21 protein-coding genes are annotated in these 24,253 nt (G+C 51.6%); 11 read left to right on the forward strand and 10 right to left on the reverse strand.

Features of this window, described 5'->3' with window-relative positions; genetic code table 11:
* Window positions 1-16: 16 nt before the first annotated feature.
* The 3 genes from GON22_RS10435 (at window position 17) to GON22_RS10445 (ending at window position 2,068) form a co-directional block, all read left to right on the forward strand.
* Window positions 17-763 carry a DnaD domain-containing protein gene (locus GON22_RS10435; protein WP_160396033.1) on the forward strand — a complete coding sequence of 249 codons (747 nt, stop codon included), beginning with the start codon at window positions 17-19 and terminating at the stop codon, window positions 761-763.
* A 177-nt stretch (window positions 764-940) separates the two neighbouring features.
* On the forward strand, window positions 941-1,417 hold the full coding sequence (gene fur, locus GON22_RS10440) for a ferric iron uptake transcriptional regulator (protein WP_160396034.1): 477 nt from the start codon (window positions 941-943) through the stop codon (window positions 1,415-1,417).
* A 249-nt stretch (window positions 1,418-1,666) separates the two neighbouring features.
* Window positions 1,667-2,068, forward strand: a complete 402-nt coding sequence (locus tag GON22_RS10445; protein ID WP_160396035.1) for a hypothetical protein — start codon at window positions 1,667-1,669, stop codon at window positions 2,066-2,068.
* 107 nt (window positions 2,069-2,175) lie between these two features.
* Here the strand turns inward: GON22_RS10445 and mtnB are convergent, their stop codons facing one another.
* The 8 genes from mtnB to GON22_RS10485 all read right to left on the reverse strand — a co-directional run bounded on the left by mtnB (window position 2,176) and on the right by GON22_RS10485 (window position 10,295).
* Window positions 2,176-2,826, reverse strand: coding sequence for a methylthioribulose 1-phosphate dehydratase (mtnB, locus tag GON22_RS10450; RefSeq protein WP_160396036.1), 651 nt, complete (start codon window positions 2,824-2,826; stop codon window positions 2,176-2,178).
* On the reverse strand, window positions 2,823-3,500 hold the full coding sequence (locus GON22_RS10455) for a 2-hydroxy-3-keto-5-methylthiopentenyl-1-phosphate phosphatase (protein ID WP_160396037.1): 678 nt from the start codon (window positions 3,498-3,500) through the stop codon (window positions 2,823-2,825). The genes mtnB and GON22_RS10455 overlap by 4 nt, the downstream gene beginning before the upstream one ends.
* Window positions 3,497-4,729 (reverse strand): 2,3-diketo-5-methylthiopentyl-1-phosphate enolase, encoded by a 1,233-nt coding sequence (locus GON22_RS10460; RefSeq protein WP_160396038.1) that lies wholly within the window; start codon window positions 4,727-4,729, stop codon window positions 3,497-3,499. The genes GON22_RS10455 and GON22_RS10460 overlap by 4 nt, the downstream gene beginning before the upstream one ends.
* A complete protein-coding gene (gene proC, locus GON22_RS10465) occupies window positions 4,726-5,598 on the reverse strand; it encodes a pyrroline-5-carboxylate reductase (RefSeq protein ID WP_160396039.1) in 873 nt (290 codons plus the stop codon). Before proC ends, GON22_RS10460 begins: the two co-directional genes overlap by 4 nt.
* Before the next feature lie 28 nt (window positions 5,599-5,626).
* A complete protein-coding gene (locus GON22_RS10470; RefSeq protein ID WP_160396040.1) occupies window positions 5,627-6,892 on the reverse strand; it encodes a glutamate-5-semialdehyde dehydrogenase in 1,266 nt (421 codons plus the stop codon).
* 13 nt (window positions 6,893-6,905) lie between these two features.
* Window positions 6,906-8,009 (reverse strand): glutamate 5-kinase, encoded by a 1,104-nt coding sequence (gene proB, locus GON22_RS10475; protein WP_160396041.1) that lies wholly within the window; start codon window positions 8,007-8,009, stop codon window positions 6,906-6,908.
* Between the two features lie 448 nt (window positions 8,010-8,457).
* Window positions 8,458-9,654 (reverse strand): pyridoxal phosphate-dependent aminotransferase, encoded by a 1,197-nt coding sequence (locus GON22_RS10480; protein ID WP_160396042.1) that lies wholly within the window; start codon window positions 9,652-9,654, stop codon window positions 8,458-8,460.
* Window positions 9,655-9,830: 176 nt separating this feature from the next.
* Complete coding sequence (locus GON22_RS10485; protein ID WP_160396043.1) at window positions 9,831-10,295, reverse strand: hypothetical protein; 465 nt, start codon at window positions 10,293-10,295, stop codon at window positions 9,831-9,833.
* Window positions 10,296-10,418: 123 nt separating this feature from the next.
* On the opposite strand from GON22_RS10485, the gene GON22_RS10490 reads away from it, so the two are divergent.
* Window positions 10,419-11,219, forward strand: a complete 801-nt coding sequence (locus GON22_RS10490; RefSeq protein WP_160396044.1) for a carbon-nitrogen family hydrolase — start codon at window positions 10,419-10,421, stop codon at window positions 11,217-11,219.
* On the opposite strand, the gene GON22_RS10495 is transcribed toward GON22_RS10490, so the two are convergent.
* The gene (locus tag GON22_RS10495; protein ID WP_160396045.1) at window positions 11,220-12,122 is read right to left on the reverse strand and encodes a LysR family transcriptional regulator; all 903 of its coding nucleotides are present in this window, start codon (window positions 12,120-12,122) and stop codon (window positions 11,220-11,222) included. It abuts the gene before it with no gap.
* 204 nt (window positions 12,123-12,326) lie between these two features.
* Here GON22_RS10495 and leuC point away from each other — a divergent pair, with 204 nt between their 5' ends.
* The gene (gene leuC, locus GON22_RS10500; RefSeq protein ID WP_160396046.1) at window positions 12,327-13,751 is read left to right on the forward strand and encodes a 3-isopropylmalate dehydratase large subunit; all 1,425 of its coding nucleotides are present in this window, start codon (window positions 12,327-12,329) and stop codon (window positions 13,749-13,751) included.
* Between the two features lie 27 nt (window positions 13,752-13,778).
* Window positions 13,779-14,378 carry a 3-isopropylmalate dehydratase small subunit gene (gene leuD, locus GON22_RS10505; protein WP_160396047.1) on the forward strand — a complete coding sequence of 200 codons (600 nt, stop codon included), beginning with the start codon at window positions 13,779-13,781 and terminating at the stop codon, window positions 14,376-14,378.
* 95 nt (window positions 14,379-14,473) lie between these two features.
* On the opposite strand, the gene GON22_RS10510 is transcribed toward leuD, so the two are convergent.
* Window positions 14,474-16,384: an acyltransferase family protein gene (locus tag GON22_RS10510; RefSeq protein WP_160396048.1), complete on the reverse strand. Its 1,911-nt coding sequence runs from the start codon at window positions 16,382-16,384 to the stop codon at window positions 14,474-14,476.
* A 344-nt stretch (window positions 16,385-16,728) separates the two neighbouring features.
* On the opposite strand from GON22_RS10510, the gene GON22_RS10515 reads away from it, so the two are divergent.
* From GON22_RS10515 to GON22_RS10535, 5 genes are all read left to right on the forward strand, one after another.
* Complete coding sequence (locus GON22_RS10515; protein WP_160396049.1) at window positions 16,729-18,213, forward strand: N-acetylmuramoyl-L-alanine amidase family protein; 1,485 nt, start codon at window positions 16,729-16,731, stop codon at window positions 18,211-18,213.
* Window positions 18,214-18,228: 15 nt separating this feature from the next.
* Entirely contained in the window at window positions 18,229-18,789 is a 561-nt protein-coding gene (locus GON22_RS10520; protein WP_160396050.1) for a GerMN domain-containing protein, read from the forward strand.
* Window positions 18,790-18,846: 57 nt separating this feature from the next.
* The gene (locus GON22_RS10525; protein WP_160396051.1) at window positions 18,847-21,561 is read left to right on the forward strand and encodes an S-layer homology domain-containing protein; all 2,715 of its coding nucleotides are present in this window, start codon (window positions 18,847-18,849) and stop codon (window positions 21,559-21,561) included.
* Between the two features lie 220 nt (window positions 21,562-21,781).
* Complete coding sequence (gene nth / locus GON22_RS10530) at window positions 21,782-22,489, forward strand: endonuclease III (RefSeq protein ID WP_160396052.1); 708 nt, start codon at window positions 21,782-21,784, stop codon at window positions 22,487-22,489.
* Window positions 22,490-22,579: 90 nt separating this feature from the next.
* Window positions 22,580-24,253 (forward strand): dynamin family protein (locus GON22_RS10535; protein WP_237179099.1); only part of this gene is annotated, 1,674 nt, incomplete at its 3' end.

Here is a 24,253-nt window from a genome sequence, read left to right on the forward strand (position 1 = left end):
CATGGGAGGGACTTCGTTGAAAGATGAAATATGGAAAGCGTATGCGCGTGGGCTTGCCGACGCGATGAAGAGCGGAGGGGTATATATCCCCTCCGTTTTGCTCCGTACGTACCGTGGCATAGGGCTGGATGATGGGGATTTGTTGTTGCTCATCCAACTCATGGCGTTTCAGATGGCGGAAAATAATGATTTTCCGACGCCCGAACAGTTGGCTGAGCGGATGGGGCGCCCTGTGAATACAGTCGTCCAGACGCTGCGCCACCTGATGAAAGAAGGGCTGCTGACGATCGAGGAAGAAGCCGATCCCCTGACAGGGATTCGTTCCGAACGGTATGATTGGACAAGCTGGCTAATTCGCGCAGGGCAGCAAGCGGCGAATATGAAGCGTGAAGCAGCGGCAGCGGCTTCTGCTGCTGCTGCCCAATCGGGCGTGACGGCAAATGGGCGTAGGCCGGGCATTCAGCCGAGCGGACAAGCGGGATCCAATGAAGTGGATAGCTCGTCGAATTTATTTGCAGTTTTTGAGCAAGAATTCGGCAGGCCGCTTTCTCCGATGGAATGCGAGACGATTGCAGCATGGCTGGATCAGGATCGTTATTCGGATGAAATCATTCGATTCGCTTTGAAAGAAGCTGTGTTTGCCGGCAAGCTGCATTTTCGTTATATTGACCGAATTTTGTTGGAATGGAGCCGAAATCGCGTGACGAATGCAGACGAAGCACGGGCGCATGCGCAGAAATTCCGTGGCGGAGGACGCAATTAGCTTGCGGATGTGACGGCAGGGGCGTTCCTCCTTGGAGAGGAGCGCTTTTTACATTGCTGCCATAACTTTGGTTTGCATAACGAAGGGAATTGTATTACGATTAGATTATAATGATTCCAAAAGTAAGCCTTTTCAGCAAGGGAACACACTGTATTGCGGGTTAGGGAGGTTGAAAAAATGCTTACAGTTGAAGCAGAGATTGAGAAAATTAATCGGCAAATGACGGCCAAAGGCTATAAGCTGACCGTTCAGCGTGAAGTGACGCTCCGCGTCCTTCTTGAGAATGAACAAGATCATTTAAGCGCTGAGGAAGTATTTATGCTAGTCAAAACGAAATATCCCGAAATCGGCTTAGCGACCGTATACCGAACACTGGAGCTTCTGACTGAGCTTCATATCGTCGTAAAAATGAATTTCGGTGACGGGATGGCAAGGTATGACTTGCGTAGCGAGGATCATGAGCATATGCATCATCATCTGATCTGCCATACATGCGGCGCGCTTCACGAGATAAAGGATGACTGGCTGTTGGAGCTGGAGGAGCGGCTTCAACGTGAGTATGGATTCCGTGTAACGGATCATCGGCTTGATTTCACTGGCCATTTTCAGTCCTGCAAAGGAACCGAATGCAAACGGCAGCGTAAAGTCGTTTAATTGATGTATATAGAGCAATTATTGAACAGGGGTGTCCCAAAAGCCACGGCGGCTGAAGGGATGCCCCTGTTTTTGCGTTCGTTGAAGCGGTGCGGTTGGTGGCGATGTGTTTGCGTTCAAATTGAGGGCGTGCGTCGCGCCGTATTTAGGGCATTTCGTTCATAATTTGCCACTTGGCTTCGGCAGTATGCTGGCACTCGGTGTGCCGCTCGGTGTTTATTGGCGAAGACGGTCGGTTGGAGGCTGCTGTTGGGAATACCGCTTCTAATGGCGCTGCTTATGTCGTTATTTTTATGCATGAGTACTTCCATCATGCTGACATATTTGGCACCGTATATGGATACGGTTTATGGCATGACAGGTTCGCAAGTCGGTTACTTGCTGCTGCTGCTCGGCGTGATTGGCATTATCGGATCACGTATCGGCGCCAATTTGGTGCTCAGCTTAAATCTATCGATCGTTCATATTGGTACGGCATTGGGAGCTGGAGGAGGCGGGATTGTTGCGAGTTCGGCCGGTTCAGTTCGTTTTCACCCATGGTTTGCAGCCGCATTGATGATACTGGGGCTTGCCGCTGCATCGGTTTCGTTTGCGAGGCGTGTTCAAGGCAGCTTGAAGGCAAAAGGAGGATTTCAGCAATCTAAGGGTTAGAGCTGTTGAGAGAAAAACAAGCTGCCGGATGCCCGGCAGCTTGTTTTGTTATGGTTTGAAGTAAGGTGTACTGTAGGCAGCTTAGCCGCTTTTCTACGCCAAAACGATTATCGTGTTTGCTTCAGCAGCTCCAACCGATACACATATTCAAAAATAAACTCAAAAGCTTCCAGATGGCGCTTCGCCTCGAATGCATTTGCTCCCCATGCGTAGATGCCATGCTTCCGAAGAATGATGCCCGGGATGCTAGGCTGCAGCTTCGCCGTTACCTCAGGCACGATCCGAGGGATGTCCGCGTAGTTTGGCACGATTGGAATATCGATCTGCGCTTCTTCTTCCCAATTGCCAAGCCCTTTAATCAGTTCGACTCCGTCTACAGGCACGGAACCGCGGTTCCAGAAATGCTCAGAAATGACGTTGTTGAACACGGTGTGAACGTGAAAAATTGCGCCTGCACCTGTTAATCGGTAAATTTCGCAATGAATTAACGTCTCTGCCGAAGGCTTCAGCTTCGTTGGCTCGCTAGGCTTGCCTTCGCGATCTACGAACAGGTAATCCTCTGGCGTATGGGCCGTTTTGTCTTTGCCGCTTGCTGTAATTGCGAAGTGGAAGTCATCCTCATCGAATTCACCGACGCGCACGGACAGATTGCCGCTTGTGCCGGGGAACCAGCCGCGTGAAGCGAATAGCTCCTTAACGCTCCGAAGTTCCGACAGCGCGCGTTGCTTTTCTTCCGTTGTCAGTTGGCTGAAAGTCATCGTTCGCTCATCCTTTCGTCGCTTAAGTAGCCCACAATAGGAAGGAAAGACTCGAACTCAATATGCGGCAGCCCAAGTTCTTGGCACTTGACGGTAAGCTGCGAACGGGAGAAGACGAGGTCCGCTTGCTTCGCGCCTTCGAAATCCGTCACGCTGTCGCCAATAAGAATGCGCTCATAACGATCGGCAGGGAACCGGCGCATAATCGTCGTTTTGCACATGCCGCAATCGTTCGTGCAATGGCCGTCGCAAGGATTAGGCCAGGTGATTTCAATCTGCTCCCCTTCAAAATTGCTGCCGTTGCAGTAGATATGGCCACGAGGGATGCCGAATTGCTCCAGCACAGGATATACGAAGAAATCGATGCCGCCGCTCGTGACATAAAAATCAATGTCCAGCTTAGCGCATGCCGCCAGCAGCTCCGCGAAACCTTCACGAATGCGGACGTTGTTAATGCCATACTGGATGACTTCATCTTTCCGCGAGGTCGGCAGAAGCCGGAAAAGGTCGCCTACGCCCTGGCGGATCGAAATGCGCTGGGACAGAATTTCCTCAACAATGGCTTCCCAGCCCGGAGGGTTAAAGTGCTTGATGATCGCGATGATGTTGTCATTCACGGTGATCGTTCCGTCAAAATCACAAAAAATGACGCGTTGCCGAGATGCTGTACTCATGCTTCCTTAACCCCCCAAGCGCCTATCGCAGCTTGCAGCGCTTCATGCCCGGGCAGCGATGCTGCTTCAGCGAGCTTCTTGCCGGCGAGCGTCGCGTCGATCGCTTGGCGGAATGCTTGTCCGCCTGCTTCTGTGCCGAGCGGATGTCCATGGACGCCGCCGCCTGCATTGACAACGACATCATGGCCGAAGTCGCGCAGAATAAGTGGAACAAGGCCCGGATGGATGCCTGCGGAAGGGACAGGGAAGCTCGTCCGGAGGCTTACAGATGGATCTAGCAGTGCATCCCGAACCGCCATATTTTCTTCCCGCGGCATGACAACCGATCCGTACGGCGAAGGGAAGAGCGTAAGGTCAGCGCCAGCCAAGCGCATTAGCTTGCCGAGCAACACAGGTGCGGCAATGCCGTAATGAGGCGATGGATATAAAGCGCCTGCAAGCGATGGATGGGCGGCAATCGGCACATGAATGGCAGCGTCAGCACTCAATTCATGCAAGGCATCATAGCCATAAGCAAGCACGTTAAACAGCAGCGCATTCGCGCCAGCGTTAATCGCTTTGCGGGCGTTAGCATTCAATTGCGAAGTTGGGCCAGTGAGGTTAACAGCATATAGCAGTTCCTGGCCGGTCGTTTCCTTCGCTTTACGCGCCGCACGCATACATGTCTCGACACGCTTCTCAAGCGGAGTGAGCGGGTTTTCGAACAAAATCTCATCATCTTTAATCAGATCGACGCCGCCGAGCGCTTGCCGGTAAAATTGCTCTTCAAGCCCGCTAAGGTCGTGGCCGATGACTGACTTGAAGATGCTCATAAGAAGCGGGCGTTCATGCACGCCGACAAGCCCGCGAACGCCTTGCAAGCCGAATTTCGGGCCTGGGAAGGCGGATTGGAACTCAGGCGATACGTCGAGATCAATCAGTTTAATGCGCCCGTCCATTGACAGCTTGCCGAAAATCGTGACGAGAAGCGCCGGGATGTCGCGGCTAAAGTTCACATCCGGGTAAGCAATGCGAATGTCCGCGTACCGTTCGCCTGGAGCTGCGCCATCTGGCTCATGCACATCGACGGACAATACTTTGCCTAGATGTTTTTCCATCTCGGCTTTTTTGGCTTCTGGAAGCTCTGTCCAGCTGCCGACCGTTAAGCCAACAGCGATGCCCTGTGCTTTCTTATGGAAGTCAGCTTTGTCGTCATGGCTGCGATAAGTCGCAATGCAGTATCCGATCACTTCAGCGCACTCCTTTCGATATCAGCGCCTAACTCGCCAGCACGCTCGGCTGCACGGGCAACAGCGCGCTCAACGCCTGTTGCAAAATGATGTGCGTCAAGCGTCTCAAGCGCTGCTTGCGTCGTGCCGTTCGGAGACGTTACTTTCCGGCGCAAATCAGCTGGCTGTTCGCCGGTTTCTTTGACCATTTGTGCAGCGCCTAGTACGGTCTGTACAGTTAGCTCGCGGGCGGCGTCGGCATTCAAGCCGAGTTCTTGCCCAGCCTTGATCATCGCTTCCATCAAGTAGTATACATATGCTGGACCGCTGCCGGAGACGCCGGTAACAACATCAAGCAGGGGCTCTTCGACGACGGAAGTTAAGCCAACGGCTTGGAACATCGCTTCAGCGAGGAGCCGTTGGTCAGCCGTAACCGAATTAGAGTAGCTGATGCCAGTAGCGCCTAGCCCAATTGTGCTTGATGTATTGGGCATCGTACGGACGACTGCCATAGGTTGGCCAAGCAGTTGCTCAATCGTACGGATCGAAAGACCGGCGATTACGCTGACAATCAATTGATTAGGCGAGAGAAGAGGGCGCAGCTGCTCAAGCGCTGCCGCCGCATCCTTCGGCTTGGGCGCAAGGAAAAGAACGTCTGCCGATTGAATCATGGCAAGCTTAGCTGTTTCGTCTGAAGAAGTCTCGACGCCGTAACGGCTCGTTAGTTCTTGAAGGCGATCCACATTTTGCCGATTGAGCATGCTAATCTGGGATGGCTTCGTTAGTTCTTGGCCGATTAGCCCGCGGACGATGGCTTCAGCCATCGATCCAGCTCCGTAGAAACAGAGGCTTAACGAGCCGAGTGTTGCAAGTGTAGTTGTTGGCTGCATATGAATAACCTCCAGTCCAATCCGCGGGTTACCCGCGGATTTGTCCATTTCCTTTGATCGTATATTTAGTCGAAGTAAGAGCAGGCAGGCCCATTGGTCCGCGTGCGTGCAGCTTCTGTGTGCTGATTCCGATCTCTGCACCGAAGCCGAATTCAAAGCCGTCCGTGAAGCGGGTGGAAGCATTGTGATAAACAGCAGCGGCGTCTACATCTTGCAGGAATCGCACCGCGTTATCGGCGTCTTCCGTAACGATACATTCCGAGTGCATCGTGCCATACCGGGCAATGTGGGCAAGTGCTTCTTCCAAGCTGTCGATGATGCGTATATTAAGAATATAGTCATTATATTCGGTTGCGTAGTCCTGTTCGGTCACAGGTGTGGCATCTGCAAGAAGTTCTCGTGTAGCGTCACAGCCACGCAGCGCAACCTTGGCTGCGCGCATACGCTCAGCAATGACTGGCAGATGGGTAGCCGCGCATGCACGATGGACGAGCAGGGTTTCCATCGAATTGCACACCGATGGGCGTTGCGCCTTCGCATTAACTGCGATGTTTGCAGCCATCTCAACATCAGCAGTTTCGTCAACGAACGTATGGCAAATGCCAGCGCCGGTTTCGATAACAGGTACGGTCGCATTTTGCACAACGTTCTGAATGAGCGATGCGCCGCCGCGTGGAATGACGACATCAAGCAGGCCGTTAAGCTTTAACATTTCATCGACGGAGGAACGGTTAGAATCCTCGATCAACTGAAGGGCCTCGACAGGCATAGCCAGCTCAGCGATTGCACCGCGCAACACCTCGACGATGCGGCGATTGGATTCAAGTGCAGCGGAGCCGCCGCGAAGAACGACGGAGTTGCCTGTTTTTAAACACAAGCCAGCCGCGTCTACCGTAACGTTCGGGCGTGCTTCGTAGATCATGCCGATTACGCCGAGCGGTACGCGTTTCATCTCTACTAACAGCCCGTTCGGGCGTTCGAACGATTCAAGCATATCGCCCACTGGATCTGGCAGTTCGACGATTTGGCGCAATCCTTCTGAAATAGCTTCAATGCGAGTGCTGTTGAGCGCTAAACGGTCAAGAAGTGACTCGTTCGTGCCGTTTTCCCGCCCGCGATGCAGGTCACGCCCATTTGCTTCAATAATGGAGTCCTGATGGGCGAGCAGCGCCTCCGCCATGGCAAGCAACGCCTCATTTTTTTGCTCGGTTGTCAGCCGGTTCATCATTGTTGCAGCGCCTTTGGCCAGCGTGGCTTTGGCGCGCACTTCGCTAATCGTGTTCACTTCACTCATATCCATTGTCCTCCTATGCTTTTAATGTTATCCATTCGTCCCGATGAATGACTTCGATACGGGCGACGTCGATCCGCCGCTTCACTTCATCTGAGCTCATGCCTGCGACAGCCTTAAGCTGCATGGAATCATAATTGACTACGCCGCGTCCGATCGTATCGCCAGATAAACCGAGCACCTCGACGACATCGCCGGGGTGAAAGTCGCCTTCTGATTCGCGTACGCCAGCGGGCAAGAGGCTCTTGCCGCCGTTACGGAGCGCCAGCTCTGCACCGTCGTCGACGATGATGCGGCCAAGCGGCATCGAATGGAAGCCAAGCCATTGTTTCTTAACGGGCAAGTTGCCTAATGAGGTGTCGAAATAGGTGCCTTTGCCATTGCCGCTTACCGCTAATGCAAGATCTCCTGGTTCAGCAGCACGCCCGACGAATGCAGGCACTCCGCCGCGCATCGCAATGCGGGCTGCTTCCAGCTTGGAGCGCATGCCGCCTGTACCAACCGAAGAGCCCGACCCGCCTGCAAGCTGCATCAGGTCTTCTGATATTTGCGTTACGCGTTCAATTCGCCGTGCATCTTGATTAAAACGGGGGTCAGCCGTATAAAGGCCGTCCGTATCCGTTAAAATAATGAGCTGCTTCGCTTTAACAAGGTTCGCAACGAGGGAGGACAGCATATCGTTATCGCCGAATTTGATTTCTTCAGTTGCGACAGTATCATTCTCGTTAATGACGGGGATAGCGCCTTGCCGAAGCAGCTCCTCCATCGTCATTAGGGCGCTTTCGATGCGCCTACGGTTCGAAAAATCTGCTCGCGTGAGCAGGATTTGTGCTGCTATGTAGCCGTCGCGGCCAAATGATTCCTGATAAGCCTGCATAAGCATTGCTTGGCCGACGGCTGCAGAAGCTTGCTTCTCATGGACTTGCTTGGGCCTTGAGGCATAACCAATGGCTCGGAAGCCGGCTGCAACAGCGCCCGACGTGACGAGCACGACGTGATAGCCGGCGCGCTTCAATGCAGACAGCTCAGAAGCGAAGAAGTCGAGTTTGCTGCGATTTAGTCCGCCTTCATCCGAGGTAAGCGAGCTGCTGCCAATTTTGACTACGATACGTTCTGCCATGTCGATCCCTTCCTATGACGAAGAATGAAAACGGTATGCATCGAATCCAAAAAGAACGATAAAAACACAAAAAACTTCCGTCCAATAAAGGACGAAAGTCGATGCTTCCGCGGTACCACCTTTGTTGACGGCCATGCAACCAATGCGCATAAATGCGCAAGGAGGGGAGCCGTCCCGCTCAGTGCCTGATAACAGCAGGCGCTGTCCGGCTCATCGCCGGCCGTTCAGGGGTAGGTTTGGGCGAAAATCGCGGTAAATTCTTACAGCCTATCGGAATTTACTCTCTGTGCGCGACGCTTATTCGCTTAATGGTCCCGTCAATACGTTCCGTGTTTTCGATTACCCCAAGCATATCATGATTAGGGGGGAGTGTAAAGAAAGGCAGCGCCCCGATTGTACCGGAAAGACGCTGCCTCTCATTAGTGGAATTGCATGCATGAAACCCGGATTAGCTGCCAAAAATACCAAGGGCGCCAATGCGCCGAACGGCTTCCCGAAGCCGCTCTTCGGGAGCGAGCAAGCCGAGCCGAACGTAGCCTTCTCCGCTTTCGCCAAACCCGATGCCTGGCGCGACGACGACGTCCGCTTTTTCCAACACGAGATCCGCGAATTCAGTTGATGTATAAGGCTTTGGCACAGGCAGCCAGCAGAAGAACGACCCGCCAGGCTTAGATGCTTTCCAGCCTATCGCCTCCAGTTCTTCGAACAAAGCAGCGCGCCGGCTTTCATAGGTTGCCGTTAATTCAGCCACACATTGCTGGGGACCAGTTAACGCTGTCGCTGCCGCTTCCTGAATGCCGCCGAACAAGCTGCAATAATAATGGTCTTGAATCAGGTTGATTAGCCCAACAACTTCCCGGTTGCCAAGGGCGAAGCCGACGCGCCAGCCTGCCATGTTATACGTTTTGGATAGTGTGTAAAACTCGATCCCCACTTCCTTGGCGCCAGGCGTTTGCAAGAAGCTGACGGGGCGTTGCTCATCAAAGCCGATTGCCCCATACGCAAAGTCGCTTGCGACGACAATATCATGCTTCCGCGCGAAGGCCACTGTTTCTTCATAAAATGGGAGGTTCGCGACTGCGCCAGTTGGATTGTTCGGATAGTTAATGAACATCAGCTTGGCAAGGTCGGCTGTTTCGGCAGGAATCGCGCTGTAATCGGGAAGGAAGCCATTCTGCTCATGAAGCGGCATGAAGCTCATCGATGCTCCTGCGAGCTTAACGCCAGACCAATAGTCAGGGTAGCCAGGGTCTGGAACGAGACAAGTATCGCCTGGATTTAGCAAGCATTGCGCGATCTCGACGAGCCCTGTCTTGCCGCCGAACAAGATAGCCACTTCGGTGTCGGGATCAAGTTCAACGCCGTAGTCGGCAGCATAGCGCTCTGCTACAGCTTCTTTGAGAAACCGGTAGCCGCTAAATGGAGGGTAACGATGGTACAGTGGATTGTCCGCTGCTGTTTTTAACGATTCCACAATATGCTGTGGCGTTGGGCGGTCAGGATTTCCTTGGCCTAAGTTAATGACATCTCGGCCTTTGGCTGCTTGCGCATTCGCTTTTGCCACCAGCGCAGCGAAAAATTGTTTCGGTAGACCGCTCATCCGTTCAGCCGGACGAACGGTTACCATCTCATTATTAGTAGGCATCCTTTCGACACACTCCACCTATTCTGATCGATTTTATTACCTTAACTTTAGCATGGCGCCGCGGGAGTGTCGAGCGCTCATCGTGCCGAAAACGAAGGAACAGCAATGCTTATAATTTCGCTTTATATGTAGAGAGCGTCCCCTCAGGCACATGGCACTGGCGGAGACGCGATTAACTAAGAAGGAATGCCGACCTTATCCACGAACGGCTTCGTATCAGCCTTGAACAGTAACAAATAAGGGCGTCTTTGTTCATCAAATACAAGCAGCAGCGGCGGCTTGCCTGCACAGTTGAATAAGAATACTTCTTTTACGGACAGCTCCGTTTGGTCAATCTTTACTTTAGTTGGCTTAAGCAGCGGCACACGGTACACGTACAAGCAGGAGTCATCTGACTTGAGCTGCGGCGCGAAGCCAGTGACCGATTTCAGCCATCCACGCGCATATTTCTGGAACTGCTTGTCATTGTCGATCGATTTGACGACTTTTTCCGCCTTTACATCAAATACTTGAACCGGTTGCTTCGGTGTTTCGGCTTTTTTCTCTGTTGATGCGTGCGCTGCTGCAGATGAAGCGAAGGCAAGCGTGAATAATAAGAAAGCTATTGCTGCAGCAAGCCGATAATGTGACCGAAATTTCATGACCATTCTCCTTTATCGATAAGATCACTAACGCCGTTCCACGTTAAGGTTCCCATCTTGACACGGTTCCATGAGGGGGTATGATTAGGAAAATACAACAGTAATGCAAAGGAAGCGATTAACATGACCCAAAACATATTGCGGCTCGCGCTGCTTCAAATGGATATTCAGATCGGGCAGCCGGAGGTTAACTTCGCTAAAGTGGATTCGATGCTTCATGAGGCGATGAATGCGGAAGAGAAGCCGGATGTGATCGTCATGCCGGAGATGTGGAACACAGGCTATGCACTGGACCAGATCGGGGAACTGGCAGATGAAGGCGGGCAACGGACCAAGGAAAAACTGTCTGCCTTTGCCCGTGAGCATGGCGTGATGATTATAGGCGGTTCGATTGCGGAGAAACGTGGGAACGGCGTCTACAATACGATCTACGCATTTGATCGGCAAGGGGAAGTTGTTGGGGACTATGATAAAATTCATTTGTTCCGGTTGATGGATGAAGAGAAGCATCTGCAGCCTGGCGGCAAAATCGGCTCGTTCCAGCTCAGCGGCGGAATCGATGCGGGAATGATGATTTGTTATGACATTCGTTTCCCAGAGCTTTCCCGCAAGCTTGCGCTTGGCGGCGCTAAAGTATTGTTCGTTCCAGCCGAATGGCCGAATCCGCGGCTGCATCATTGGCGGACGCTGCTGCAAGCACGCGCTATCGAGAATCAAATGTATGTCGTTGCATGCAATCGCTGTGGGCAGAGCGGAGACACCGTGTTTTTCGGCCATTCGCTCGTAATCGATCCGTGGGGTGAAATTATAGCCGAATCGGGCGATCAAGAAGGCATCTTGACCGCGTCGATCGACTTGGGGCTTGTGGATGAGGTACGTTCACGCATTCCTGTGTTCGAGGACCGGCGCCCAACGTTTTATTAATTAAGTAGTGTAGTGTTGCTCGACGGTACGTTTCATCGTTCGAATGAACGCCTCGGCCGCACGCGAGAGATACCGTCCCTTCCGGCTTGCGATGACGAGGGTCCGGGAAGGGGCGGGGTCACCAAGCGCCAAATAGAGCGGAGTAAATTCGCTTCGCGGCGCACGGGTAATCATTTTGGGAACGAAGGCGATCCCCATTCCAGCGGCAACAAGCGATTGCACCGTTTCGATGTTGCTGCTCTCGAATACGATATTTGGCGAGAAGCCTGCTTGTTCGCACAAATCCACCGTAATTTGGCGGAAGCCTTGTCCTTTCTTGAGCACGATAAAGGGCTCGTTGCGCAGTTCCTCCAATTCAACAGGACCGTCGTGCTGTGCGAGGGAATGCCGTTCAGGTACGGCAAGGCAAATTTCTTCTTTAATGAGAGGCTCCCAAGCAAGCGCTGGATCTGATAGTGGCAAGGACAGCAGGCTGATGTCGGTTTCACCGCTGGCCGTCAGCTGTTCGAGCTTGGATGAGGAATCTTCAATGAGAACGACTTCGATCTCGGGATATTGGGAGCCGAAGACAGGCAGGACGAGCGGGAGCACATGGGAACCGGTAATCGGAAGGGAACCGACGACTAGGCGCCCTTTGCGCATATGCGCCATATCCTCCATCTCTTGCTTAAGCTGTTCTGATGCATCGAGAATCGTCTGCGCTTTATGTACGAATACCGCACCGGCATGCGTTAGTTCAACCGAGTTGGTCGTCCGGCGGAACAAGAGCACCCCGATTTCCTTCTCTAGCTTCGACAACTGCTGGCTGAGCGAGGGCTGGGCAATATGAAGCTTCTCGGCTGCACGCGAGAAGTTTTTTTCTTTGGCGATTTGAATGACATATTGAAGTTGGCGTAATTCCATAACGACCTCCTAAAACGATGGCACTTGAACATAATGAGATGATGCAAGTCAAGATGTTAATCAAGGTACGGTTTCCTGTCATAGTTATAACCTATAACCGTTATAGATATTATATCTTGGATCAATGAATATGGAAATGTTATTGTTATAGTAATTTCACAGCACTTATCAATTTAGAGAATAGAACTTACGGGGTGATACGCGATGACGAAAAAAAGAACGATGTTTGAGAAAATTTGGGACAATCACGTCATTCATGCAGAAGAAGGCAAACCAAGCGTAATTTATATCGACCTTCATCTGGTACACGAAGTTACGTCTCCACAGGCTTTTGAAGGCCTTCGCATGTCGGGCCGCCAAGTGCGCCGTCCAGAGCTGACGTTCGCTACGATGGACCACAACGTTCCAACGAAGGACCGTTTCAACATTACGGACCCGATTTCGAAGCAGCAAATCGACACGCTGACGCAAAACTGCAAAGACTTCGGCGTAAAACTGTTTGACCTCGACAATATCGACCAAGGCGTCGTTCACGTTATGGGTCCTGAGATCGGCTTGACTCACCCAGGCAAAACGATCGTTTGCGGCGATAGCCACACGTCGACTCACGGTGCATTCGGTGCGCTTGCATTCGGTATCGGCACAAGTGAAGTTGAGCACGTTATGGCAACGCAATGCCTCCAACAATCGAAAGCAAAAACGATGGAAGTTCGTTTCAAGGGCTCCCGTAAACCAGGCGTAACGGCGAAGGACTTGATCCTGGGCGTTATCGCAAAATACGGTACGGACTTTGCAACTGGCTACGTTCTGGAGTACACGGGCGAAGCAATTCGCACGCTGACGATGGAAGAGCGCATGACGGTCTGCAACATGTCGATCGAAGCTGGCGCACGCGCTGGCCTTATCGCACCGGACGAAACAACGTTTGAGTATCTGCGTGGCCGCGAGTACGCTCCACAAGGCGCTGCATACGACGAAGCAGTTAAAGTATGGGCTGGCCTGCGTACGGACGAAGGCGCTGAGTTCGATACGGTTGTTGACTTCGATGTTGACTCGTTGATCCCGCAAGTAACGTGGGGCACTAGCCCAGGCATGGGTACGAACATCACGGCTTCCGTTCCTAACCCAGCTGATTTCGCAACAGAAAACGAACGTAAAGCGGCTGAGAAGGCGCTTGAATATATGGACCTGAAACCAGGTACGCCAATGAGCGAAATCGAGATCGACTATGTCTTCATCGGTTCGTGTACGAATGGCCGTATCGAAGACCTTCGCGCTGCTGCTGAAGTGGCAAAAGGCTACAAAGTTAGCGATCGTGTAACGGCTATCGTCGTTCCAGGCTCAGGCCGCGTTAAGCTGCAAGCAGAGAAGGAAGGCCTCGACAAAATCTTCGTGGAAGCTGGCTTCGAATGGCGTGAAGCAGGCTGCTCGATGTGCTTGGCGATGAACCCTGACGTGCTGCAACCAGGCCAACGCTGCGCATCGACTTCGAACCGCAACTTCGAAGGCCGCCAAGGCCGCGGCGGACGTACGCACCTTGTATCGCCAGCAATGGCAGTAGCTGCTGCAGTTATGGGCCGCTTCACGGACGTGCGTGACTGGAAGATCAAAACGGAAGTAGCGAACTAATCGCCACCGAGAGGAGAACTGCGAACGATGGAAGCATTTGTTAAACATACAGGTATCGTAGCACCAGTTGACCGCGTTAACGTTGATACGGACGCGATTATCCCTAAACAGTTTCTGAAACGGATCGAACGGAGCGGCTTTGGCCAATTCCTGTTCTACGAATGGCGTTTCTTCGAGAATGGCGAAGTGAACCCGGAGTTTGAGCCGAATAAAGCGCGTTATGAAGGCGCATCGGTTCTGATCTCCCGCGCTAACTTCGGCTGCGGCTCTTCCCGTGAGCACGCGCCTTGGGCAATTCTCGACTACGGCTACAAGTGCATCATCGCACCATCGTATGCTGACATTTTCTACAACAACTGCTTCAAGAACGGCATTCTGCCAATCCGTTTGAGCGAAGAGCAAGTCGAAGACCTGTTCCAACGCACGGCGAAGCATGAAGGCTACAAGCTGAACATCGATCTGGAGAGCAAAGTGCTTACGGATGAGCATGGCCTTCGCATCGAGTTTGAGCTTGACGAGCACCGCCGCCACTTCCTGCTCAACGGCTTGGACGATATCGGCCTGACGTTGCAGCATGAAGATAAAATCGCTGCCTTCGAAGCGAAACGCGCTGCACAAGCTGTTTAATCAACTTGTACAGCTAGCTGAACATAAAGAAGCCTCGAGCGCCTGCCAATCGGCAGCGCTCGAGGCTTTTTGTATGGGTTTATAGAGGAAGCCGATTAATGATTGCTGAGCTGCTTCGCAATAAGCTTTGCCAAAGCTGATGAGCCTTGTTTGTTCAGATGAACGCCGTCTTTGGAGAAATATTCATCATGTCCCTCTGACGCTTTATGCCAATCGACAAGCTCCATATTCGGATACGTTTTAACAGCTCTGGCAATCGCCTTATTCACGGTGTTCTCCCATGGGCGGGGCACCCGCGTATTAACGAATAAGATGCGGTCGGTGTTTTCGAGCTGCTCCATAAGGGCTTTGAGCTGCTTGCTAGTAAACGTGCCATTCGTACCCAGTTCGAGTATGACCGTGTTCCCGAGCTTGTTGTTTTTCGCCAGCCCAGCGACCGTTTCTTGGGCTTGTGACAACTGCCGTCCAACTTTTCCATCTACGGCGATGCCGTCAATCCGTTGTTCCAGCTCATGCTGGATGTCTAGCATAATGGAATCGCCGATTGCGGTAACCGTTGCCATTCGATCAGGCTCGTCCGGATCGAGTGGTTGGGCTTGCTTCCCTGAAGTGGTCGGTTTCTCTGGCAAGTCTTGATGTTCTGGCTTATTGGCCTGCTCTTGCTTCTTGGGTTGATCGCCAGGTTGTGGAACTGAAGTTACTGTCTTGCCTTCTGTCTCCTGAGATAGCGTCGCCGGCAGTTTCGCAAGGAGCTTCTGTGAATCAGGCGAAAGCGCGATTCCCTCAGAAGAGACGGGAACGATCTGGCAAGCACCTGCCAATAGCATGGTACATATTGAAGTTAGCATTGTTGGTCGAAGCCATGGCTTTCTGCGGCGTTTAGCCGTGAGCAGTCCAGCCGAAGTTTGTTTGGATGAAAATAAGCGAAAACGCCCATGGCGTATCGGTTCTTCAATGTAGCGGTACGAAAGTGCAGCTAAGCCAATGGTTACGGCGATTTGCAAGATCGCACGCTGCAACTGGAATGGGCCGGTGTCGACTGCGGGGCTGGATAACACAATAACGGGATAATGCCAGAGATAGATTCCATATGAACGTTGGCCTAACCATCGCAGCGGCTTGCAGCCCATAATTCGTCCAAGTCGTGAGGCGGGATGCGCGGTTGCTGCAATTACGATCGCGGCGATCACGGAGAACAGGAATAGCCCTCCCCGGTATAAAAAAGCGCCATATTCATCGGTAGCCCACATCATATAAGCCAACCCTGCCAACCCAGCTATGCCGAGCGAATCGATGGCGAAGCGATAGGATCGCGGCAATTCATTCGAAAGCCGCCTGCTAGGCCAAACAATTGCAAGCGCACAGCCGATAAATAATCCAAAGGCCCGTGTATCCGTACCGTAATATACGCGGCTTGGATCGGCACCTGGCACATATAACGCCATCATGGCAGTTGCAGATAGCAGGGCGAGCCCGGTCATGAATAAGAACAGCGTTCCTCGCTTTTTGATGAATAGGCATGCGAGACCGAGCATGAGCGGCCAGACGATGTAAAACTGTTCTTCAACGGCTAATGACCAAAAGTGGAGCAAAGGAGAGGGAGGCCCGAAGCTGTCGAAATACGAGACGTCCCGGAATATAAGCCACCAATTGCTCACATACAAAAGCGCAGCTGGCACTTCTCCACCCTGCCAACCTGTACCGGTTCCCGAGATGAACATGCGCCATAGGGCAACAAAGCCAATTACGGCAAGCATAGCAGGCAAGAGCCTGCGGAAGCGCCGGAGCCAGAAGTTGCGAAGGTCAATATAACCTAGCTCATCCCGTTGATTCATCAAGATATCGGTAATGAGATAGCCTGACAGCACGAAGAATACAGCGACGCCAAGCAGCCCGCCTGGCAACATTTCGGCATGCAAGTGGTAGAGGATGACGGCTAGTACAGCAAGCGTGCGCACGCCATCCAATCCGGGCATGTAGTGGTGTTTAGTTACGCCTGATGGCATGGGATTACACCCCCTTTGGGGCAGGTGGAGGGAAGCGGGCAATGGGGAAGGGAAGATGGTGGGACAAGCTGCGTTTTCATGGTCATTCTGCCTTTCTGATCGTTACATTCGATCTTCATTTCATTTGTTAATGCTGCTAATGAAAATTAGTATACGTGCCACCCTGGTTCAAAAAGTTACAAAACCGTTACTCTGTAAAATTCATTGGATTCTCGTGAACATTTCTCCTGAAAACGCAACTTTTTCCGTCGAATCGCGTCTTATATTTCGTCTGTAAAAGTCGAATTGCGTCTGGGAGACGCAACTCGTGACGGGCAATCCAAAATTCTAGTTCGAGGTGAAAGATGAGAAAGCTAGTTGTCGCCATCATGTTGCTGTCGTTTGTCATGTCATTATTTCCGGTTGTTGGACAAGCAGCTTCCGTCGCGCCAAAGCTGTACCTGAACGGCAAGCAGTTGGAAACGAAAGAGGAGCCTCGCATCTACAACTCCTCGACGTTAGTGCCAGTAAGGGTAGTAGCGGAGGGTCTTGGTTATCACGTCACTTGGAGTCAAACGGATAAGCGGGTTGATATTAATGATGATCTGACCGCTATCGCCCTGACTGTCGACAAGCAAGTCGCAACTGTTAATGGGAATGAAGTTTCTCTGGAAACATCTGCCAAGGTCTACAATAATGTGACGCTTGTGCCGATCCGGTTTGTAGCCGAAAGCTTGGGGCTTCAAGTGTTTTATGACCAGCCGACGAAAGCTGTTCATTTGTACAAAAGCGCTACGAATCCCGACACACCTTCGTCAGGTACGGACCCAGCAACGGATCCAGGATCCAGCGGATCGAATGGTTCTGGAAGCCAAGAGGGAACCAATGGTTCAGGCGGTACAGAAACTACGCTGCCCGAGAATGTGCAAGGGACTGTGAAAGCTGTTCAATTCGATGGCATGTCCAGCGTTACAATTGATTACGATGGCGTCATTAAGCCGAATAAAGCATTTACGCTTACGGGACCTGACCGTATCGTCGTTGATCTGCCGAATGCGGCATTCGCAGCCGATTTGCTACCGGGCAGCATTGTTGTTGATTCCCATGAGTCACTTACGAAAGTCCGTTACGCTGTCGGGCCGGACAAGCCAACGACGCTTCGCATCGTCCTTGATCTCAAAGGCCCTGTGAATTATACGGTTAATGAAGAAACGGGACGCATTCGAATTGACGTATTGGATGCTACTGGATCGGTGACGCCACCAGTTGTTACACCTCCAACAGGGGGCGGCACTACTGCGCCTCCGGCTAAGAAGACATTTAAAGTCGTCATTGATGGCGGGCACGGCGGCAAAGATCCTGGCGCGAGCAGCGCATCAGGAAAATTAGAAAAAACGTTTAACTTAAGCATCGTATTGAAAGTTAAGGCACTGCTTGATAAAGAAACGCAGATTCAAACAACTTACACGCGCAAGGACGATACGTTTATTGAGCTAGGTGACCGCGTTAAGATTGCTAACGATCTGAAAGCTGATGCATTCGTCTCAATCCATGCAAACAGCTTTACGGCGACTTCGACTGGAACGGAAACCTATTACTATCGTGCAGACTCGAAGACTTTTGCCCAAATCATGCACAAGTATTTAATCAAAGCGACGGGATTAAAAGACAATGGTGTCCGCAGCGGCAACTTTAAAGTTATCCGGGAAACGACGATGCCAGCTATTTTGCTAGAATCTGGTTACTTGTCCAACGCTTTAGATACTAAGGTGCTGTTCGATGATGAGGTTCAAAATAAGATTGCCCAAGCTATTGTGTCGGGCATTAAAGAACAACTGAAGCTTCAATAAATGAGGTGAGCGGAAATGGTTCATTTGCGTCAAAAAACAAGTTTGCTGATTGCAGGAGCATTGCTGCTAGCTTTGCTTGCTGGATGTGGAGCAAGCGGCAAGCCATCCGGTGAAGAGTCCTCAAATGGCCAACAACAGGAACAAAAGCAAGAGCAGGCGCAGTCCCCGAGCGAGGCTGTTGCGGAAAAGAAGCAAGCGACGATCCATGTGTATTATTCGGACAGTGATTTGTCCGTGCTTGTGGAGCAAAACCGCGACATTACTTTTGCTAACGATTCAGAGAAAATTACTGCAACATTACAAGCGCTTCAATCCGAAGCACAAGGAAATGCCGTGTCATTGTGGAATAAAGTAGAAGTGCTGTCTTCGGGGTTCAAGGATGGCGCGGTTTCGATTGACCTTCATATTCCAGAGGAGGCGCGGTTCGGCGCGCCAGGGGAAGTAATGGCGCTGGAAGCATTGAAGAAAACATTATTCCAGTTCGATGAGGTAACTTCTATCGATATTCTAGTTGATGGACAAGCACTTGATAGCCTAATGGGCCATGAAGAATTACCGCATCCGATCGTTAAGTAAGGCATCTTCAGAGTAACTAGGTTATACGTTGCAAGGATCAGGGGAGGCTGCTCGTTCATGATTTATCATCCAAAATCGATTAAAGCAACTGCTTGGCTAATCGCTCTATCGTTAGCGGCAGGCGGTACCGTGTCCGCAGAGGACATATCGCCAAGCTCGACTGCTGTCGTATCAACTGCAACTAGCACTGTGCAGCAGAAAACGCCATTCTCTGATGTGAAGTCAGAGCATTGGGCGGAGAAACACATTTCCAAACTTGCATTCCAAGGCATCATCCTCGGCAATAATGGCAAATTTCGTCCAGCTGACAATGTGACGCGGGAAGAAGCAATCGTCATGGCGATTCGGTTCGCTGGATTAGAGGGTCAAATTAACCGGAATGAAGCTGTCGTATTTCCGGACTCATTTAAAGTCGATAATTATTATGTACCTTACGTTGTACTAGCTATTGAAAAAGGGCTAATCGAGCAAAACGAGCAATTCAAATTAGCCGATGCTGAAAAAGGTTCGCCATGGGGAAGCAGCAAAGCAACGCGTGAATGGGTAACGAAGCTGATCGTGAATGCAATCGGCAAAAGTGCGGATGCAAAAGCGCAAGCGAATGCTCCTGTTTCGTTCACTGATGCAGCATCAATCGGCAGCGGATATACAGGGTACATCAATGCGGCTGTATCGTTGCAATTGGTTAATGGTTTAGCGGGGAATAAGTTTGACCCGAAGGGTGCAGTTAACCGTGCGATGATGGCAACACTGCTCAGCCGGGCAGAAAGCCAATACCCGATTGCGTACGAGGGGCAAACAGCAGGCATTCTCACTAAATTAGGCGATGGAACGGTTGGATTATACACTGACGCTGGCCTAACAACCTTTACAGCAAGTTCTGATACCATCTATGCCCGTTCGGATTCCGAGCAGTTGTCGACTGAATCGGGAATGGTCCAATATGCGCATGCGTACGTCATTGCGAAAGCTGGCAAAGCGTTATATGTCGAGCTGACGGATACGCAGCCGCAAGTCGAAACGGTTAGCGGTTCGTTTGTGCGGTTAGTTCCAGCAAGCCAGAAAATGTATGTGTGGATTGGCGATGAACCTGTTGAAATCAAATATGATGACTCGCTGCAAGTGTTGGACGAAAACGGCAACAAGCTTGAGCTCTCAGCATTGACGACAGATGCTTCGGTGAAGGTGACGCGAGATACGTTCCGGAAAACACCGCTTGCGGTCTCTATTCAGATCGTGAATGCCCCTGTTAATAAATCAGGCAAAGGCACGATACAATCTGTCAATGCATCAGCATTAACGATTGCGGCCGAGGGTGGCAAGAGCGAGACGTGGAATGTTGCGCCCGATGCCGTGCTTGTTACAGGCAACACGTTGCTTAAATCTTTAAGCGAGCTGAAGCAAGGCGATACGATTTCATACGTCGTGAAAAACGGCATTATTGTGCGTGTCGAGGTAAGCGCATCTGCATCGCGAACGGAAACAGGCGTGTACTACAATTCGGACGCTAGAACGATTACGTATATGAAAGATAACAAATATGTAACGAAGCCGCTTACGGATTCGACGATTGTTAATATTCAAGGCCTTCCGACCGCCGTATTAACGGATCTGAAGCCAGGTGACGCAGTTGACTTGAAAATAAACGATGCGGACCAAGTGACGAGTGTTACGGTAACGAACCGTAAAGTCGAAATGGCGGCTGGCGTTGAGATTCGTAACTACGATGCGAAGTATAAAGCGCTCTCGTTCGTTGATGGCACGGGTACACTAAAAACGTTGATGTTCAACACCTCAAGCATAATCGAATTCAATGGCGTACCTTATACGTTGGACGCGGCAGTAACGGCTGGCCTGTTCACGCAAGGGCGCAAAGTGACAGTAAGCTACACTGGCGATACGATTGTAAAGCTTCAGCTATCCTATCGTTACTCGGGTACAGTCGTTTCAGTAAATGCAACAACTTCGAAGCTGACGCTTTCGGTAGGCTCAGGCAATCTGCTGACCTTAACGATGCAATCGCCATTTGTTGAAGTATATGGCAAGGCATCAGCTGTCTTGTCCGATGTGCAGGTTGGCGATATGGTGACAGCGACGATGAACCAAGACCAAGATAAAGTCGTTGGCATCTATGTACAGCGCACGCAACAGCTTAAAGTTGCTGCTGTGAATACAACCACTTATCGGGTAACGTTGCGGGATCAGGACGGAACTCTGGCGGAATATAGCATGTATAGCACTGAATTGCTCGATGAGGCAGGCAACAAAATTTCCGGTGGCAATCTCGCTGTTGGCAATGTCGTGAATGCTACCTTTAGTGGCAAATCGCCAGTATCGTTACAACGTGTGCCGGTTACAGCAGGTGCGGTAACAGGCATTGATGCCAACCAGGTAACGATTCAAGATTATAGTGGACGGGCCACAGCGTTGCCGCTTGGGACTGGATATTCCATCGTAAGAAACGGCACCGTTTCGAATACCTACAGCGCATTGGCAGTAGGCGATCGTGCGGAGGTGCGGAAGGATACGAAAGGCAATGTCCTCATCACGGTATTTGCAACAGAAAGCAAAAAGTTCTGGAAATATGAAGCTTCGACGAATACGCTGCAGACGAAGCGCGCCAGCGTTTCAGACGAAAATTACAAGTTCTCGCTTGCAGGTGTTGCTTTAACGTCTAATGGCAAGTCGATTACGCCTCAGTCGCTTACGGATGGGGATGCACTCATTTTCTACACGTATGACGGGAAGCTTGTCGAGATTGAAAAGCGTTAAATACAGGGTAGCAGAGCTCTTGTTGATTGCCATCTCATGATGGCGGTTGGCAAGAGTTTTTTGCTTCTTTTGGTTCACTAGGGGATGGGCGCTAATGTGGAGTAAGCTATTCGGAGTGAAATCCGCCTAAAGTGCAGGGAATTAGTGGCAAATTGGTTGCGCCGGCTGACATTTTTCGCTACACTTTTGATCAATAGAGAAATATCGGGGAGAGAGCAGAATGAAAGCGAAGGAACGAATGCGCCGTATACTAGACGACATGACGGAGATGTTCCCGGATGCGCATTGTGAGCTGCGCCACAGCAATCCGTTTGAGCTGACTATTGCGGTGTTACTGTCAGCACAGTGTACGGATGAAACGGTAAACCGAGTAACGGAGTCGCTCTTTCAAAAATATAAAAAGCCGGAGGACTATATCGCAGTTCCGCTGGAAGAGCTGGAGCAGGATATTAGGCGAATTGGCTTGTTCCGAAGCAAAGCGTCTAACATTCAGAAGCTATGCCATCTTGTCATCGATAAATATGGCGGCGATGTGCCGCGCGAGCATGAGCAGCTGACTGAGCTGCCGGGCGTTGGGCGGAAGACGGCGAATGTCGTCGTTTCGAATGCTTTTGGCGTGCCCGCGATTGCGGTGGATACGCATGTTGAACGGGTATCGAAGCGGCTTAGCATCGCGAAGCCGGACGATTCCGTGCTTGAGGTGGAGAAGAAGCTCATGAAGCTTGTTCCGCGTGAGGAATGGACACAGACACATCATACGTTAATTTTTTTTGGACGGTATCATTGTAAAGCGCAACAGCCCAAATGCGAGATTTGCCCGCTGCTGGATATTTGTAAAGAAGGCGCTCGCCGAATGAAGCCTGCGGCTAGTTCGCGCGTAAGCAAGAAAACGGCAACAGGCTCGAAGGCGAAAGCGAAACAAGGATAATCACGCGTTATGTTTGACCATGGGAGAAGAGAGACGCCTTAAAGGCGGACGGCACTGGGAGTGCAACAGAAGAGAAAGTGGGAGAAATCGATGAGTCGCATGATGGAAACGGTCACGAATGAATGGATTCGATCCATAGAGAGCGTAAGGGAAGCTGTAAAACGTTCCGGAGATGAAGACACGGCAGCGAAGCTGAAAGAGCTTTCTGCGAAGCGGGCGAATGGGAAGCTAACTGTCGCTTTTTGTGGACATTTCTCGGCAGGGAAATCGACGTTAGTAAACCGGTTATGCGGTGCAAAGCTGTTGCCGTCGAGCCCGATTCCGACGAGTGCAAATGTGGTATCGATTCGAGGTGGCGAGCGCGCATCGGTGACGATTGATCAAGTGCGTGAGGATGGCAAGGTCGAGACGATTGAGCTGCCGACTTCTGAGCTAGAGCATCTCAATCGTTATTGTATCGATGGGGCCAAATATATGACGGTTGATATCGTATATCCGGCTGAAGTGCTGGGCGACGATATTATTTTGCTGGATACGCCAGGGATTGACTCGACTGATGACGCGCATAAGCAGGCGACGGAATCTGCCCTTCATCTCGCAGATGTTGTGTTCTACGTCATGGATTATAACCATGTTCAGTCTGAGATTAATTTTACGTTTGCCAAAGAATTGAAGGACTGGGGCAAGCCGCTTTATTTGATCGTCAACCAAATCGATAAACACCGTGAGCGCGAACTGCCATTTGCGGAATACCGTTCGAGCGTCGAGCAGGCTTTTGCGAATTGGCATTTGGAGCCGGCTGGCATATTGTACGTGACGATGCGGGAGCCAGAGCATGCGCATAATGAGTTTGAATCCTTGCTGGGGCTGCTGCGCAAACTGGCTGTATTGCGTGAAGGGCTGGCGGATTGGAGCGTAGCGGCGTCTGTTCGCCATTTGGTGAATGTCCATGCGAAGCAGCAAGATGAGCTAGCCGAGCCGGAACGGGCGAAGCTATTGGAAGCTGCTGGCGGAGAAGCAGGCGCAGAGGAGTTGCGGGCTACGATTGGCGCATTGGAACAACGGGTGCGGGAACTGCGTGAGGAGCCTGAGCGGGTACGGTTAGCGCTGCGGGCGGAATTGCAATCGCTGCTTGATAATGCAATCGTAACGCCGGCGGCGCTTCGCGATACGGCGCATGCTTTCTTAGAGAGCCGCAAGCCGGGCTTCAAGATGGGCTTATTGTTCGCAGGCGGCAAAACGGCAGCGGAGAAAGAACGGCGAGCCGAGCAATTCCGTGAAGAATTCGAGGCGGTCGTAAAGTCGGCCATTGAATGGCATGTCATTGAATTGCTGCGCAAATCCGCTGATCAAGCGGGGCTATCTGATGAAGCGATTTCTGAACGTTTGAAAGCAGCCGAATGGTCGCCCACTGCGCAATGGCTCATTGATCGGGTGAAGGCAGGGGCATCGTTTAGCAATGAATATACAATGACGTATAGCCGTGATATTGCAACGGATGCGAAATCGGCATATCGGCAGCAGGTTTTGCCGCTGATCGATGAAATCGCGGCATCCGCAGGCCGCGAAAGCACAGCGTTGCTGCACGCGGCTGAGGCGGATCTGGCCGCACTCGGCTCGCGCGCAGCCGCGCTGGCGCAGCTCGCGGCGCTCGCGCAGCGGCTCGCCGCAGACGCCGCTGCTGCGCATCGACTTCGAACCGCAACTTCGAAGGCTCACGAATGGAAGCTTCCGCGCATCATGGTGCTTTATTATTTAGTATCG

It is taken from the genome of Paenibacillus sp. MMS18-CY102 (genome assembly GCF_009789195.1).
In the GTDB taxonomy this organism is placed as follows: Bacteria; Bacillota; Bacilli; order Paenibacillales; family Paenibacillaceae; genus Paenibacillus_T.